This window comes from Streptomyces sp. NPDC001914 (genome assembly GCF_042891215.1).
Lineage (GTDB): Bacteria > Actinomycetota > Actinomycetes > Streptomycetales > Streptomycetaceae > Streptomyces.
Genome location: NZ_JBIASW010000003.1, coordinates 490,776 through 506,443, shown reverse-complemented (window position 1 = coordinate 506,443; position 15,668 = coordinate 490,776). Strand labels below are relative to the sequence as shown.

General features: G+C 70.0%; 15 protein-coding genes. 11 read left to right on the top strand and 4 right to left on the bottom strand.

Going from position 1 to position 15,668, the window contains the following annotated elements:
* Nucleotides 1-49: 49 nt before the first annotated feature.
* The 4 genes from ACFYYF_RS11535 to ACFYYF_RS11520 all read left to right on the top strand — a co-directional run bounded on the left by ACFYYF_RS11535 (nt 50) and on the right by ACFYYF_RS11520 (nt 3,721).
* Nucleotides 50-613 (top strand): PadR family transcriptional regulator, encoded by a 564-nt coding sequence (locus ACFYYF_RS11535; RefSeq protein ID WP_388773924.1) that lies wholly within the window; start codon nt 50-52, stop codon nt 611-613.
* Between the two features lie 181 nt (nt 614-794).
* Nucleotides 795-1,964 (top strand): Gfo/Idh/MocA family protein, encoded by a 1,170-nt coding sequence (locus tag ACFYYF_RS11530; RefSeq protein ID WP_388773921.1) that lies wholly within the window; start codon nt 795-797, stop codon nt 1,962-1,964.
* A 348-nt stretch (nt 1,965-2,312) separates the two neighbouring features.
* Nucleotides 2,313-3,116: a hypothetical protein gene (locus ACFYYF_RS11525; RefSeq protein ID WP_388773918.1), complete on the top strand. Its 804-nt coding sequence runs from the start codon at nt 2,313-2,315 to the stop codon at nt 3,114-3,116.
* 149 nt (nt 3,117-3,265) lie between these two features.
* Nucleotides 3,266-3,721, top strand: a complete 456-nt coding sequence (locus tag ACFYYF_RS11520; RefSeq protein ID WP_388773916.1) for a hypothetical protein — start codon at nt 3,266-3,268, stop codon at nt 3,719-3,721.
* Between the two features lie 114 nt (nt 3,722-3,835).
* On the opposite strand, the gene ACFYYF_RS11515 is transcribed toward ACFYYF_RS11520, so the two are convergent.
* The 3 genes from ACFYYF_RS11515 to ACFYYF_RS11505 all read right to left on the bottom strand — a co-directional run bounded on the left by ACFYYF_RS11515 (nt 3,836) and on the right by ACFYYF_RS11505 (nt 6,580).
* On the bottom strand, nt 3,836-4,582 hold the full coding sequence (locus tag ACFYYF_RS11515; RefSeq protein WP_388773913.1) for a phosphotransferase family protein: 747 nt from the start codon (nt 4,580-4,582) through the stop codon (nt 3,836-3,838).
* Nucleotides 4,583-4,722: 140 nt separating this feature from the next.
* The gene (locus ACFYYF_RS11510) at nt 4,723-4,995 is read right to left on the bottom strand and encodes a hypothetical protein (protein WP_388773910.1); all 273 of its coding nucleotides are present in this window, start codon (nt 4,993-4,995) and stop codon (nt 4,723-4,725) included.
* Nucleotides 4,996-5,473: 478 nt separating this feature from the next.
* Complete coding sequence (locus ACFYYF_RS11505) at nt 5,474-6,580, bottom strand: DUF3103 family protein (RefSeq protein WP_388773907.1); 1,107 nt, start codon at nt 6,578-6,580, stop codon at nt 5,474-5,476.
* Nucleotides 6,581-7,455: 875 nt separating this feature from the next.
* Here ACFYYF_RS11505 and ACFYYF_RS11500 point away from each other — a divergent pair.
* The 4 genes from ACFYYF_RS11500 to ACFYYF_RS11485 all read left to right on the top strand — a co-directional run bounded on the left by ACFYYF_RS11500 (nt 7,456) and on the right by ACFYYF_RS11485 (nt 11,541).
* Nucleotides 7,456-8,475 (top strand): sugar ABC transporter substrate-binding protein, encoded by a 1,020-nt coding sequence (locus ACFYYF_RS11500; RefSeq protein WP_388773905.1) that lies wholly within the window; start codon nt 7,456-7,458, stop codon nt 8,473-8,475.
* Entirely contained in the window at nt 8,475-9,542 is a 1,068-nt protein-coding gene (locus tag ACFYYF_RS11495; protein WP_388773902.1) for an ABC transporter permease, read from the top strand. Before ACFYYF_RS11500 ends, ACFYYF_RS11495 begins: the two co-directional genes overlap by 1 nt.
* Nucleotides 9,543-9,550: 8 nt before the next feature.
* Nucleotides 9,551-10,465 carry an ATP-binding cassette domain-containing protein gene (locus tag ACFYYF_RS11490; protein ID WP_388773899.1) on the top strand — a complete coding sequence of 305 codons (915 nt, stop codon included), beginning with the start codon at nt 9,551-9,553 and terminating at the stop codon, nt 10,463-10,465.
* A gap of 503 nt (nt 10,466-10,968) precedes the next feature.
* The gene (locus tag ACFYYF_RS11485) at nt 10,969-11,541 is read left to right on the top strand and encodes a TetR/AcrR family transcriptional regulator (RefSeq protein WP_361687971.1); all 573 of its coding nucleotides are present in this window, start codon (nt 10,969-10,971) and stop codon (nt 11,539-11,541) included.
* Nucleotides 11,542-11,638: 97 nt separating this feature from the next.
* Here ACFYYF_RS11485 and ACFYYF_RS11480 read toward each other — a convergent pair whose 3' ends face one another.
* On the bottom strand, nt 11,639-11,812 hold the full coding sequence (locus tag ACFYYF_RS11480; RefSeq protein ID WP_388773896.1) for a hypothetical protein: 174 nt from the start codon (nt 11,810-11,812) through the stop codon (nt 11,639-11,641).
* Between the two features lie 248 nt (nt 11,813-12,060).
* On the opposite strand from ACFYYF_RS11480, the gene ACFYYF_RS11475 reads away from it, so the two are divergent.
* The 3 genes from ACFYYF_RS11475 to dhaK all read left to right on the top strand — a co-directional run bounded on the left by ACFYYF_RS11475 (nt 12,061) and on the right by dhaK (nt 15,625).
* Entirely contained in the window at nt 12,061-13,242 is a 1,182-nt protein-coding gene (locus tag ACFYYF_RS11475; protein ID WP_361687965.1) for an acyl-CoA dehydrogenase family protein, read from the top strand.
* 173 nt (nt 13,243-13,415) lie between these two features.
* Nucleotides 13,416-14,456, top strand: a complete 1,041-nt coding sequence (locus ACFYYF_RS11470; RefSeq protein WP_388773893.1) for a vWA domain-containing protein — start codon at nt 13,416-13,418, stop codon at nt 14,454-14,456.
* 176 nt (nt 14,457-14,632) lie between these two features.
* A complete protein-coding gene (gene dhaK, locus ACFYYF_RS11465; protein ID WP_388773890.1) occupies nt 14,633-15,625 on the top strand; it encodes a dihydroxyacetone kinase subunit DhaK in 993 nt (330 codons plus the stop codon).
* Nucleotides 15,626-15,668: the final 43 nt, after the last annotated feature.

The following is a 15,668-nucleotide window of genomic DNA, read 5'->3' as shown; positions in this document are numbered from 1 at the left end:
GGTGCGGATAAGATTAGTCCTGTGGGTGCGAGGCGTCTAGCCTTGCGGGATGGCATTGCGCAACGCGGTACTGGCCTCGCTCCTGGAGGGCGAGGCGTCGGGGTACGACCTGGCCAAGGGGTTCGACGCCTCGGTGGCCAACTTCTGGATGGCGACCCCGCAGCAGCTCTACCGGGAACTCGACCGGATGGAGTCCGAGGGGCTGATCGAGGCACGGGTCGTGCAGCAGGAGCGCCGGCCCAACAAGCGGCTCTTCCAGCTGACCGCGGCGGGGCTCGAAGCGCTGGCCTCGTTCACTGCGCTGCCCGCGAAGCCCACCGCGATCCGCGACGAGCTGATGGTCAAGGTGTACGCCCTCGACATGGGGGACGCAGACGCCGTCCGGGTGGCGATCGCCGAGCGACTGGAGTGGTCGCGGGCCAAGCTGGCGCACTACGACCGGATCGGTGCCCGCCTGCTCGACGGCCGCACCGAGGACGAGTACCTGGCCGGGGCGGAGCGCGTGGGCCCGTATCTCACGCTGTTGGGAGGACGCGCCTTCGAGCAGGCGATCATCGAGTGGGCGGAGCGGGCGCTGAGGGTGCTGGAGCAGCGGGCGTCGGTCGCTCGCTGAACGCGGCCTGATCGCATGGGCCCGATTCGGCTGGACCCGGTTTGAACGGATACAGCCGGGTGGATCCAGTACAGGTGGATCAGGCGCAGCTGGATCCCGTACAGGCAGATCCGGCGCAGGTGGATCCCGTACAGATGGATCCGGCACAGCTGGATCCGGTCCGGTGCTGAGGAGGGCGATCGTGGTGCGTGAGCTCGGTGTCGCTGTCGTGGGGTTCGGCTGGATGGGGCGGGTGCACACGCAGGCGTACGCTCGCGTTCTCCACCACTTCCCGGAACTCACCCTGCGTCCGGAGCTGATCACCGTCGCCGACGAGGTGCCCGGCCGGGCCGAGGAGGCCGCCGCGCGGTACGGCTTCGCGACCGCCGTCCGTGACTGGCGGGAGATCGCGGCCGATCCTCGGGTCGAGGCCGTGAGCATCACCGCGCCGAACTTCCTGCACCGCGAGATCGGCGTGGCCATGGCCACGGCCGGCAAGCACATCTGGATCGAGAAGCCGGTGGGGCTGACCGCCGACGACGCCCGTGCGGTGTCGGGCGCGGTGGCGGAGGGCGGGGTCCGGGGCACGGTCGGCTTCAACTACCGCGGCACTCCCGCCGTGGCGGCGGCCCGCGAGCTGATCGCCTCCGGGGACATCGGTGAGGTGACGCACGTACGCATCCGCCTCTTCAGCGACTACGCGGCCCATCCGGAGGGCGCGCTGACCTGGCGGTACGAGCGGGAGCGGGGCGGCAGCGGCGTCCTCGGCGACCTGGCCTCGCACGGCGTCGACCTGGCCCGCTTCCTGCTGGGTGAGATCGAGGCACTGGCGGCGGACACCGCGGTCTTCGTGCCGCTGCGGGCCCGGCCGGACGGAGCGACGGCGGGCCACACGCGCGCGTCGGGCGGCGAGCCGGCACCCGTGGAGAACGAGGACTACGTCAACTGCCTGCTGCGGTTCGTCTCGGGTGCGCGCGGCGTCCTGGAGGCGTGCCGGGTCTCGGTGGGCGAGCAGAACAGCTACGGGTTCGAGATCCACGGCACCAAGGGAGCGGTGTTCTGGGACTTCCGCCGCATGGGCGAACTCGGCGTCAGCCGGGGCACGACGTACCAGGACCAGCCGGTCGGCACCGTGTACGTCGGTCCGGGTGCCGGGGACTACGCGGCCTTCCAGCCCGGAGCGGCGAACAGCATGGGCTACGACGACCTCAAGGTCATCGAGGCCCACACCTTCCTGCGCTCCATCGCCGACAACAGGCCGTACGGGGCCACACTGGCCGACGCGGTCCGCAGCGCGACGGCACTGGACGCGATGGCGCACTCTGCGGCGTCGGGGACGTGGGTGACGCTGGAGTCGCAGGCGTCGTCGTAGCCCTCCGGGCCGTCGCCGGTGGAACCTCGGCGCGAAGGGCGGCCCGCGGCCTTTCCGGCACGTCTACCGGTCCTGGCACACGAAACTCCAGACCCCTGAGCTCAGAGGTCTGGAGCACCCATGCCCTTCCAGCATGCGCCGCGCCACGCTCCTGGCGCATGCTGGAAGGGCGGCGACGAACCTGGCTGCGGCGCAGGGATCCTGTGACACCGCTTGGCGTACGGCCGCGACACATCACAAAGTTCCTGGTGGCCCTGGGGCGCCGGCGCCGAGCGGGCGCCCGCATGACCTCGCGCCCAAGTGTTCCCCGAACCCAGGCTCACCGTGATCGTGACCACGAGGAGCGCGATGTCGAATCAGTTGAACGCCGCACTTTCCGGACAGGCTCCGGCAGCGCTTGCCGAAGACGTCTCTCTGGCGACTCCACTGGCCGCACCCCGCATCACCGGTCGCGACGCCGTCTCCGCAGCTCTCGGTACGTACCAGCAGGCGCTCGTCGCGCCCGAAGCGACCGTCCGGCTCAAGGGGGACGAGGTGGAGGGGGTCGTGTTCAGCGCGAGCCCCGGCGGACGCCCGACGGAGATCGTGGCGCTGGCCCGGCACGACGCCGCGGGCCTGATTGCCACCATCGACGTCTACGGTCGGCCGTGGCCGTTCATGGCCGCTCTGCGCGAAGTGATCGCGAAGACCGACCCCGCCCTCGCGGACCCGAGCCTCGGATCCGGACCGTATGTCCCGGAGGGGCCGACGCCGGTTTGGGTTGACCATCCAGCAGTCCCCCCGCTGGCGGAGGGTGTCACCCTGTACTCCCCGATCTTGAGCGAAGAGCCGACGGGGAAGTCAGTGGTCGGGCCGGTCCTCAAGGCAGCGGCGCAGAGTTTCAGCGACCTCAAGGTTCGTAACGTCCTCGACGTCGAGGGCCGATCGGCATTCGCGGTGGCGATCGACGAATACGTGGACGGCCACGTGCAGCAACTCGTCGAGATATTCGCCCTCGACGATGCGGGCGACGTCGAGGAGATCCGCATCTTCACCCGCCCATGGCTCGTGACCGCCCACTTCCGAAAGAAGATGTACGCCCTACTGAAAGAGACACTCGGCCCCGATTACTGGGAGGGCCCCGACCCGGAAGGCCCGTTGCCCACGGCATGAATGCGGCTCCACCGGGACGCCGAGGCTGGTTCGCCGGGAATCCTTTCCGTGACGGTTTCAGTGGCTGGTGCTCCGACCAGGCAGGTTCGCCCGGTTCAGTACGTTCAGCCTGACTGCGGTGGACCAGGAGGACGTACGTGGCGCGGAGATTGTCGACCGGCGACGCCGCGGGGCTGCTTGAGGGCGAGTTGGGGTCCGAGGGGCGGGCGCCTTCCGATCTGGTGACGGAGGATGTCTGGCTTGCCTTCCTCCGATTCGGCCGACGGCGGTTCGCCGTCGCGGACGCACCCGACGCCGACGGTCTGCTGTTCCAGTACGGGACCTACGCGTTCGACGGTCCTCCGACGTTCACGCTGGACCTCACCCGGCAGTTCGAGATCTGCGACGGCGACGGTGATCACGACCATTACGTGCAGGTCCACTGTGAGCTCGGATACGGAATCGTCCCTGCCCTGGAGGCCCTCGGAAGCTTCGACTCGTGGTTCTTCCATGACGCCGGAGACGATCTCGACGAGTGGGCGCGAGGACTGACCGAGCGGGCTGACTGGAGGAGGATCCGAGGACTCAGGCCGGCCGGGATCAGGGTGTATCAGGAGCAGGTGTAGTCGGTCGGGCCGCCGTGCATGCAGCCGTGCGGGCGAGGCGTTCGCCCCAAGAGGTGGCCTGCTCGATGCGTCGGGACGCATGCGGAGCCGTCTGGTTCGCGCGGCCTCAAAGGCTCACATCCGGGATCTCAGCACGTCGACCTCGCAGCCCGGCGCGAAGGGGTCGAAACCGTGCTCGGCCAGCCAGCGGACGATCAACAGGCTTCGCAACGACCACCACCCGTGGATCGCGTCGAGGTCTACGTCGGCCCCGTAGCCGGCGATGACGTCGTCGAGGTGCTCCTCGTGTCCGAGGGTGAAGGTGGCGAGGTCGTACAGGGCATCACCCTGGCCCGCTTCGGACCAGTCGATGATGCCGGTGACCTCGTCGCCGTCGACGAAGACGTGCGCGATCTGCAGGTCGCCGTGCGTGAACGCCGGAGTCCACGGCCTGAGCGCGGCCGCCGCGACCTCGCGGTTGCGGGTGACCAGGTCGGCGGGCAGGACACCGTTCGTCACGAGCGAAGCGCACTCGTCGTCGAGTTCCGCCGCCAACTCGTCGATGCTCCGGCCGGCCCGACCGTGCCGGGCCGGCAGCGGTGCGTCGTGCAGCTTCCGGATGGCGGCGCCCGCCGCGGCCCACGCCGCCGGCGATCCGGTCGACGGCCCGCCTAGGCGCCCGAGCGTCGTCCCCGGGAGCGCGGCGATCGCGAGCACGGGCGGCTTGCGCCACAGGATCTCCGGGGTCGGGACCGGCGCGAGGGCCATCACCTCGACCTCGACGTCGATGCGCGCCTGATCGGCGTCGACCTTCAGGAACACGTCGCCGACGCGCAGAGTCGCGCGCTCGGAATGGGCGACGACGACTTCGACCTCATCCATGGGCGCCCAGTATCCCGGGGACGACCGCCGGCGTCGCCGGGATTATCGCGTGCCATCACGCGGCGGAACGCGTCCGCCACCCGGCCGCCCCGCGCCCGACGCCAACCTCCAACCTCCGACCGCCAACCGCCAACCAGGTGCTAGCACTTCTCCTTCAGCGCGTCGTAGAAGTCGTCGGCGAACTCGTCCTCCGACATCGCTGAGGCGAACGTGGGCACGTGGACAGGGCGGCGCTGCGGGTCGTGAGCCCGGTACGCGGCGCAGTACTCCTTGCGCTGCTCCTTCGAGCTCTCGTACCAGGCCGCCTCGCCGGGCGACCTCGTGGCATGCAGCGGCTTGGGGTCCTCCTCCGCACACCCCGCGAGCAGGGCGGTCAGTGACAGGGCCAGGGCGGCCATCGCAACGCGTCTCACACGGTCTCCCGGTGCTGAAAGCAAAGGTCGGTCGATCGGCTTGTGCTGGGGCTGCTTTGGGGCGGGCGATCACGGCCGCTGAGCTTCAGCGAGCAAGGCAGTCCGTGAACCCGTCTGGCAGAAAACGCAGTTGGGGCCGTGATCTCAGGGGCTGCCGCACCCTGTCCATGGCCCCAAGCAAGGAGTCCCCACGCTTGTCGTGTCCATGAATAACGATCTTAGCGGCGACCGCCCCGCCGGATCCGGGACACCGACCAACTGCCCTGTCCCGACGGATACCTGAGGTCGCGACCTCGCCTGACGCTCGACACCACTGGCCATGGCTTGCAACCGCACGGCTTGCCACGGCTTGGCCATGCGCGTCCGCCCTGGATACCCAGCGGACAACGGGGGCACGATCGCGGATGGGGCCGGTGGTGTCCCTCACCGGCCCGCACCCTTCATCACCCTCGTGCACTCATGACGTCCGCCGTACGGTTCAGAACTGCTGGACGAAGTACGGCTCGACAGTCATCCAGCCGTTGCCGCGAGCGCCGTAGCGGGTGCCGTTGTCGCTGCTGGCCAGGGTGTACCAGGAGTCGACGTAGTCGGGATCGTCCGTCCACCAGTCGTTCGGGATGGCGTCCAGGATCGCGTTCACCAGGGGGATGTAGGTTCCCTGGTCGGTGATGGTGAGCAGGACGGTGGCGATGGCCTTGGCGAGGTCGCGGTAGTTCGTGCTCCCGTCCTCTTCCATCATCACGGCATCGGCCAGGTTGTACTTGTAGTTCGACCAGTTGACCAGGATCTGGCCGGGCCGGTAGACCGTGCCGTCATTGTCGAGGTACGGCATGTCGACGGGGTCGACACGTACGTTGCCGTCCTGCCCGAAGCCGGTGACCAGGGTGTAGATCTCGGCGTCGCCCTTGACCCAGGGCTCCTCGTCGTCCGAGAGCTCGACCGCGCTGATGCGGGTGGTCCAGAAGCCGCCGGCCGCCGCCTGGGCCTGCGGCTTCCCGGTGGTGCTCGCCTGTGGTGCCGGTGCCGGTGCGGCGGAGTGCACTCCGTAGCCGCGCAGTTGCCTGTTCAGGACGTCCAGGCCGGCGGCCAGCGCCTTGGAGCCGTCGATGTCGACGACGTACACGGGACGGGCGGGTGCGTGGCGGGCGTCTAGCGTGTGAGCCCTGCCCTGGACGTCGTAGGCGACGATCGTGCTCGCGTGATCATCGGTGGTGGTGGGGGCCACCCAGGGCACCTTGCCCGCGGACAGCGCGCCACGCATCGCGTGGTCCCCGAGGCGCAGCCGGAGCAGGGAACCGGTGTCCGCGTCGAGCCCCTTGGCGGCGGCGATCCGGCGATCCGCCGTGGCCAGCGTGGACTTCAGACCGTTGCCGGCGCGGCCGGCCAGAGCGGTGACGGGCACCTCGTCCGCGGTCAGGGCGGCATGCCGGACGCGGGCACGCCAGGCGGAGTCGGACAGGGAACGGGCCAGGGCACGCGCGGCCTGGTCCTGCGCCGCGGCGACCGTGGAGCCGGGAGCAGGAGCGGCGGCCGCGGGCAGGGCTGCCACGGTCTGGCCGACAGAAAGGGCGAGTAAGGACAGCATGACGGCGACAGCGCCATGACGGCGCGGTTGACGGGGTCTCACTGGGCGATCCTCCGGGGGAGAGTGCGGACGGACGCGCTGTCAGGTGGAACGTCAAAGCGTGAATCTATGCGAGTAGATTCATCGAAAGAATGACGGGCTCATGACAGTTAGGCAAGAGGTGCGCGCCCCGGAGACCAGGTGGCTCGAATCGGTCTCTCCCCCGGTTCCCCGGAGCATCCTCGCGAGTGCGAAGCCCCGCCTCCAGCGCGAAGCCCCACCTCAGGTCGGAGGCGGGGACGGTCGCGGGCGGCTCAGGGCGACGGGGCGGCCGCCGGGGTGAACACCGCGGCGCCCCGGCCCCGCGGCTCGACAAGGAGGGCACGGTCGCGGCTCCGGGCAGGTGCCGAAATCATCGACGTACGAACGTCAGGCACCCGCTTCCCCAGGTGAACGAGACATCCGGCCGGAGGAGGGAGTGAGGTGCGGGGCCGGGTAGGTGGTGGCGCCCAGGGTGGCCAGGAACGACAGGCTGAGCGTCGCGACCAGGTAGAGCGGTGCGAGGCTGCTCGCCGACGACCACTACTGCCGCCTCGGCCGCGGTCGCCCGGCCGTCCGGCTTGTGTTCCCTTACGGGACGCACGCGTTCGGGCCGCCCAAGGCATCCGTACGGGACGGACGCGTTCGGCCGCCCGCAGCGCCCGCACGAGACGCACGCGTTCGGCCCGCCCGCGGCACCCGTGCCGAACGCGAGCGCCGAGAAACAGCCCAAGTCGAGCCCAATGCAAGGGCGTTGCCCGTCGGTCGGTCGACATTCCCATGCGTGATGCGCCTGTTGCTGGGGATGTACGGGAGGAGACACCCAGGTCCCGGTCGCACAGTGAGGTGCTGCAGTGATGGATCGCATGTTCCACCCCCGTTCACGGAGAATCGCCCCGCTCGTCGCCCTGACCGCCGCGGCCTTACTGCTCTCCGCGGGCTGTTCCAGCGGCTCGGGCGGCAAGAAGGCCGAGGAGAGCGGGGACGGCGGAGCCGCGGGCAAGGCGAACACGCCGCAGATGACGGTCGCCCTGGTGACCCACCAGGCGCCCGGCGACACGTTCTGGGACATCGTCCGCAAGGGCGCCGAGGCCGCGGCCGCCAAGGACAACATCCGGCTCGTCTACGCGCACGACCCGAACGCGGGCACCCAGGCCAACCTGGTACAGAACGCGATCGACCAAAAGGTCGACGGCATCGCCATCACCCTGGCCAAGCCCGGCGCCATGAAGGACGTGGTGGGCAGGGCGACTTCGGCCGGCATACCCGTCGTGGGTCTCAACTCCGGTCTCAGCGACTGGAGGAAGCTGGGCCTGATGGAGTTCTTCGGCCAGGACGAGACCGTCGCGGGCGAGGCTCTGGGGAAGAAGCTGAACGCCGAAGGGGCCAAGAAGACCGTCTGCGTCATCCAGGAACAGGGCAACATCGGCCTCACCCAGCGGTGCGACGGCGTGAAGAAGACGTTCAGCGGCACCACGGAGAACCTGTACGTCAACGGCACCGACATGCCGTCCGTGAAGTCGACGATCACCGCCAAACTCAAGCAGGACCCCGCGATCGACTACGTCGTCGCTCTGGGCGCCCCGTACGCGCTGACCGCGGTGCAGTCGGTCGGCGACGCCGGCAGCAAGGCGAAGATCGCCACCTTCGACCTCAACAAGGAACTCACAGGCGCGATCAGCAAGGGCACCATCCAGTTCGCCGTCGACCAACAGCCTTACCTCCAGGGCTACTTGGCGATCGACTCGCTGTGGCTCTACAAGAACAACGGCAACTACAGCGGCGGTGGCGAGCAGCCGGTGCTCACCGGTCCGGCGTTCGTGGACAAGAGCAACGTCGACACCGTCGCCCGGTTCGCCACGAAGGGCACTCGCTGATGAGCGCGGCCGGGCCGACGGCGACCGCGCCGCCGGCCCCCGGCCCCCGAGCCATGGCTGGGCGGACGGCCCGGCGCCCCCTGGCACTCAGGCTGCTCGCCCGGCCCGAGGTCGGGGTGTTCCTGGGCGCAGCCGCCGTGTTCGTCTTCTTCCTGATCGCGGCGCCGTCCGTACGCTCCGGCAGTTCGATGGCGACCGTCCTCTACCAGTCGTCGACGATCGGCCTCATGGCCCTGCCCGTCGCCCTGCTGATGATCGGCGGCGAGTTCGACCTGTCCGCCGGTGTCGCGGTGATCACCTCGGCGCTGACCGCGAGCATGCTCAGCTACCAGCTCACCGTGAACGTGTGGGCGGGTGTCGTGATCGCGCTGGTCCTCTCGCTCGCGATCGGCGCGTTCAACGGCTGGATGATGGTCCGCACCGGGCTGCCGAGCTTTCTGGTCACGCTCGGGACCTTCCTGATCCTGCAAGGCGTGAACCTCGCCGTCACCAAACTGGTCACCGACAACGTCGCCACCGACGACATCAGCGACATGGACGGTTTCGGCCAGGCGAAGAAGATCTTCGCCTCGTCGTTCGACGTCGGCGGCGTCCAGGTGAAAATCACGGTCGTGTGGTGGCTCGTCTTCGCGGCGCTCGCCACCTGGGTACTGCTGCGCACCAAGTACGGCAACTGGGTCTTCGCCGTCGGCGGCGACCAGGACAGCGCCCGCGCGGTCGGCGTGCCGGTGACCTTCACCAAGATCACGCTGTTCATGACGGTCGGCTTCGGCGCCTGGTTCGTCGGCATGCACCAGCTGTTCTCGTTCAACACGGTGCAGTCGGGCGAGGGCGTCGGCCAGGAACTCATCTACATCGCCGCGGCGGTGATCGGCGGTTGTCTGCTCACCGGCGGCTACGGCTCGGCGATCGGGCCGGTCTTCGGCGCCTTCATGTTCGGCATGGTGAACCAGGGCATCGTGTACGCCGGCTGGAACCCCGACTGGTTCAAGGCCTTCCTCGGCGTGATGCTGCTCGGCGCCACGCTCGTCAATCTGTGGGTCCGCCGCACGGCGACCCGGAGGTGAACCGACCCATGGCAGACAAAGGATCCGGAACCGTGAGCGCCGTCCGCCCGGGCCCCCCGTCCGGGGACGGTGGCGCCGCGATCGTCGAGCTGCGCGGCGCGGGGAAGTCGTACGGCAACATCCGTGCCCTGCACGACGTCTCCCTCGCCGTCCGTCCCGGCCGGGTGACCTGTGTCCTCGGCGACAACGGCGCCGGGAAGTCCACGCTCATCAAAATCATCTCGGGGCTGCACCAGCACAGCGAGGGCGAGTTCCTCGTGGACGGCACGGCGGTGCGCTTCAACACGCCGCGCGAAGCCCTCGCGCGCGGCATCGCCACCGTGTACCAGGACCTCGCGACGGTGCCGTTGATGCCCGTGTGGCGGAACTTCTTCCTAGGCTCCGAGATGACGCGGGGGCCCTGGCCCGTACGACGGCTCGACATCGCCCGGATGAAGCGGACGGCCGATGAGGAACTGCGCAACATGGGCATCGTCCTCGACGACCTCGACCGGCCCGTCGGCACGCTCTCCGGCGGGCAGCGTCAGTCCGTGGCCATCGCCCGCGCCGTGTACTTCGGTGCCCGCGTCCTCATCCTCGACGAGCCGACCGCCGCGCTCGGCGTCAAGCAGTCGGGTGTCGTCCTCAAGTACATCGCCGCCGCCCGAGACCGCGGTCTCGGCGTCATCTTCATCACGCACAACCCGCACCACGCGTACATGGTCGGCGACCACTTCAGCGTGCTGCGGCTCGGCACCCTCGAACTCAGCGCCGACCGGGGCGAGGTCGGACTGGAGGAGCTGACCGACCACATGGCCGGCGGCGCCGAACTCGCCGCGCTCAAGCACGAGTTGGCGCAGGTGCGCGGAGTCGACGTGGAGAGCCTGCCGGAGGCGGACGACCTCGGGGCGCCCGCACCGGACGTCTCCGGCGAGTCCTCCTGACGGTCACCCGCCGGACCTCGGGGTCCGATGTGCCGGGTGCGGCGGACGGACCGGCGCCCTGTCACGCGCCCCGGCGGGCCGACGGGGACGAGACCTGCGACCAAGGCCGAGTCCTCCGCCGGGCCATTCCCCCGGGCTGCCCGGCCTCGTCAGCCGAGTGGCAGGAGGAAAGGCCGGGTGGGAGGAGGGACACCCCTGAGCGGGAGGAGCGACCCCCCGAGCGGGAGGAGCGACCCCCTGAGCGGGAGGAGCGACCCCCTGAGCGGGAGGAGCGACCCCCTGAGCGGGAGCAGGGACTCCCAGGCGAAAAGGTGGCGGGGCGGCCGGGCAGGCGGGCGGCCGGCTCCGGCCCTCCCCTCCCCTCCCCTCGGCGTCGGCGTCGGCGTCGGCGTCGGCGTCGGCGTCGGCGTCGGCGTCGGCGCAGTACAGCGGCCCCAGCGGTCCTGATCACACCCCCGGAGGGGTGACGGTCACGGTAATGGAGGAACGGTTACGCTGAGATCATGCCGTCCACACGTCGTACCGCGCGCCAGACCGACCTGCTCCAGCGGCTGGTCGCGTTGCTGGTCGCGGAGGGCTTCGCGGCGTTCACCCTGGACGAGCTGACCGAGCGGCTGCACTGCTCGAAGACGACGCTGTACCAACTGGCGGGAAGCAAGCAGGAGTTGGTCCGTGAGGCGGTGAAGCACTACTTCCGGGAGGCCGCTCAGGCCGTCGAGAAGCGGGTGGCCGACACCTCCGCACCCTCCGAGCGCGTCGTGGTCTACCTGGACACGGTCGCCGAGCAGCTGCGGCCGCTCTCCCGGCAGTTCCTCGACGACATGGCCCAGTTCGAGCCGGCGCGCGAGGTGTACGAGGCCAACACGCGCCTCGCCGCCGGACGGATCCGGCAGTTGATCGCCGACGGCGTGACCGCCGGGGCGTTCCGTGACGTCCACGCGGCGTTCGTGGGCGAGGTCGTGGCCGCGACCATGCAGGAGATCCAGCGCGGCGAGGTCGCCGCACGCACCGGGCTGAACGACGCCGAGGCCTACGCCGAGCTGGCGTCCCTCATCGTGCACGCCGTCTCTCCCTGACGCCCGTCACCTCGACGTCCCCGTCGAGCGGCAGCCTGCGGCGCCGCGAGGACCCGCCGCGCCCGCCATCTCCCCGCACTCGCCGATACCGGGGCACTCAGCACCGCGCCCACCCGCCCACGGCACCCGGCACCGCGCCCCCTCGTGTCACGGCACCCAGCACCGTGCCCGCCGGTGCCACGGCACCCGGCACCGTGCCCGCCCGCGCCACGGCACCCGGGCCCACGTCCACGCGTGCCGCCGCACCCAGCACCGTGTCCGCCCGTGCCACGGCACCCATCATCGTGCTCGCGCCCACGCCCACGCCCGCCCTTGACCTGACCTGATCCGGCCCACGGGCCCGGTCGGCCACGGCCAGGACCGTCACGTACAGGACATCGCGCCCAGGACGCACCGTCCGACCGCCGCACGGGCGAATCCGTCGACGGTTCGCATGGCCTGGCGGTACCAAAAACGATACTGTTGTATCGCCTGGCGTATCAATATCGTCCGGCGAACCGCCACCACCGAGGACATGCCATGCCCGCGACCCGCACGCTCCCCACGCCGGAAGCCGTCGACCTGATCGCTCTGACCCGCGAGCTCGCCGAGAAGGAGCTCGCCCCGCGCGTCGCCGAGGCGGAGGCCGAGGGGCGCTTCCCCCGCGAGGTCTTCCGCACGCTCGGCCGGGCCGGGCTGCTCAGCCTGCCCTACCCGGAGGCGTTCGGCGGTGGCGAGCAGCCGTACGAGGTCTACCTCCAGGCCGTCGAGGAGATCGCCGCCGTGTGGGCGAGCGTGGCGGTGGGCGTCTCGGTGCACGCGCTGTCCTGCTTCGCCCTCGCCGAGTTCGGCACCGAGGAGCAGAAGAAGGAGTGGCTTCCGGGCATGCTCGGCGGCGAGCTGCTGGGCGCCTACTGTCTCTCCGAGGCGCACGCCGGTTCCGACCCGGGCGCGATGCGCACCCGGGCGGTGCGGGACGGCGACGACTACGTACTGAACGGCGCCAAGGCCTGGACCACCCACGGCGGGCACGCGGACTTCTACACGGTCATGGCCCGTACGTCCGACGAGGGCTCGCACGCCATCTCCTGCTTCCTCGTCCCGGCCGACACACCCGGCCTGGTGGCCGATCCGCCGGAGCAGAAGATGGGCCTGACCGGGTCCGCCACCGCGACCGTGCGCCTGGAGAACGTGCGGGTCCCCGCGAGCCGCCGGATCGGCGAGGAGGGCGCGGGGCTCAGGATCGCGTTCGCCGGACTGAACTGCGGACGGCTCGGTATCGCGGCGGTGGCCACGGGCCTCGCCCAGGGGGCGCTGGACCACGCGCTGCGCTACTCGCGGGAGCGGGAGACGTTCGGCCGGCCGATCATCGAGCATCAGGGACTGGCCTTCGTCCTCGCGGACATGGCGGCGGCTGTGCAGGTCTCGCGGGCCACCACGCTCGCCGCCGCCCGGCTCAAGGACGAGGGACTTCCGTTCCAGTCCGAGGCGTCGATCGCCAAGCTGATCTCCACCGACAACGCCATGAAGGTCACCACGGACGCGGTCCAGGTGCTGGGCGGCGCCGGCTACACCCGCGACTTCCCGGTCGAGCGGTACATGCGCGAGGCCAAGGTCATGCAGATCTTCGAGGGCACCAACCAGATCCAGCGCCTGATCATCGGCCGGGGCCTGAAGGAGAGCGACCGCGGCAGCCTCCGGGTGAGCCACGCCGGGCAGTAGCGGGAAGGGGACCGACCCGCCGGACGGACCCCGGTCAGTGCGCCGTCCGCACTCACCGGGAAGGCCCGGCGGGCGAGCCCGGACGCGGTGGCCGTACCGCTCCCGATCCAAGATCGATTGTCAGTGCTGGGTGACACAGTAGAGGCATCGAGTCGGATCGAGGGGGAGCTGTCATGGCCGGAAGTCAGAACTACATCAATCACGTCGCTCTCGTGCTGGATGCCAGTTCGTCCATGTCGCACCTGAGCGGCAAGGTCGTCGAGGTCGCCGACCAGCAGATCGCGTATCTCGCCCGCCGGTCGAGGGAGCTGGACCAGGAGACCCGTGTCACGGTGTACGTCTTCGCCGACAAGGTGGAGTGCGTCATCTATGACAAGGACGTGCTCCGGATGCCGTCGCTGAAGCAGTTGTACCGCGTCGGCGGGATGACGGCCCTGCTGGCGGCCGCGCTGAAGTCGCAGCACGAACTGGCGCAGACGGCCCAACTGTACGGCGACCACAGCTTCCTGACGTTCGTGCTCACGGACGGGCAGGAGAACGCGAGTCATCGCTGTCCGGACGCCCCCGTCCGCGACGCGCGTGAACTGGTCAGGTCCGTGTCCGAGATGATCGCGACGCAGGAGGACAACTGGACGCTGGCCGTCCTCGTGCCGGACCAGATGGGTAAGCGTGAGGCCATGCAGTGCGGTTTCCCGAAGGACAACATCGCCGTCTGGGACGCCACCAGCACGCAGGGACTGGAAGAGGCCGGGCAGGTCATCAGGGAGGCCACCGAGAAGTTCATGGTGGGCCGCGCGCAGGGCATCCGGGGATCGCGGGCGGTGTTCTCGGTGGGCGCGGAGGCGGTCAACAAGGACACCATCGAGGCCGCCGGACTGGCCGCGGTGGACCCGTCGGGGTATCACCTGATCCCGGTGACCCGGGACGTGGCGATACGGGACTGGGTCGTCGAATGCGGGCACGCCTACCGCACCGGCGGCGCCTTCTACCAGCTGAGCAAGTCCGAGAAGATCCAGGCGCGGAAGCAGATCGCGGTGCTGGAGAAGAAGACGGACCGGGTGTATTCGGGCCCCCAGGCCCGGGCCCTGCTCGGCCTGCCGGGCACGGAGGTGCGCGTGAAGCCCGACCACAACGACGACTTCACGATCTTCGTCCAGAGCACCAGCGTGAACCGCAAGCTCGTACCGAACACGCGACTGCTGCTCATGCTCTGACCCGCCGCCCGCCAGGACGGCACTCCCGCGGCCGGAGACCGTGACCGGCCATGTCGACGAGCACGGCCCCTCCGGGCAGAACCGGCGGCCGCCCGGACTGGGCAAGAAGTCGGTGATGTATACGCTGGAGCGGCGAGGAAAGCGCTTCGGCTCCGACAAGCGGCCAGGAGGTTTCCATGAAGATGCTCATCAACGTGGCGGAGACGGTGGTGGCGGACGCGCTGCGGGGCATGGCGGCGGCCCATCCGGAGCTGACGGTGGACGTCGACAACCGCGTGATCGTCCGCAGGGACGCCCCGGTCGCGGGAAGGGTCGGCCTCGTCTCCGGCGGCGGGTCCGGACACGAGCCGCTGCACGGCGGATTCGTGGGCCCCGGGATGCTGTCGGCGGCCTGCCCCGGCGAGGTGTTCACGTCTCCGGTCCCCGACCAGATGGTGCGGGCCGCGGCGGCCGTGGACAGCGGCGCGGGTGTGCTGTTCATCGTGAAGAACTACACCGGCGACGTCCTCAACTTCGACATGGCGGCGGAGCTGGCCGAGGACGAGGGCATCCAGATCGCCAAGGTCCTCGTCAACGACGACGTGGCCGTCACCGACAGTCTGTACACGGCCGGGCGGCGCGGAACGGGCGCGACGCTGTTCGTGGAGAAGATCGCGGGGGCCGCGGCCGAGGAGGGCGCGCCCCTGGAGGTGGTCGAGGCGCTGGCCCGGCGGGTCAACGAGAGGTCCCGCAGTTTCGGCGTCGCGCTCAGCGCCTGTACGACACCGGCCAAGGGCAGCCCGACCTTCGATCTGCCGGCCGGGGAGCTCGAGCTCGGTGTCGGCATCCACGGCGAGCCGGGCCGGGAACGGCGGGCGATGATGACGGCACGCGAGATCGCCGACTTCTCGGTGCACGCCGTGCTGGACGACCTCGCACCGCGCAATCCGGTGCTGCTCCTCGTCAACGGCATGGGCGCCACCCCCTTGCTGGAGCTCTACGGTTTCAACGCGGAGGTCCAGCGGGTGCTGACCGAGCGGGGCATCCCGGTGGCACGCACCCTCGTCGGCAACTACGTCACCTCGCTCGACATGGCGGGCGCCTCGGTGACCCTGTGCGAGGTGGACGAGGACCTGCTGCGCCTGTGGGACGCGCCCGTCAAGACTCCGGGGCTGCGCTGGGGAGTCTGAACGCCGCCGACGAACCGGGAACGGTCGCGGGCCCAAGGGCCCT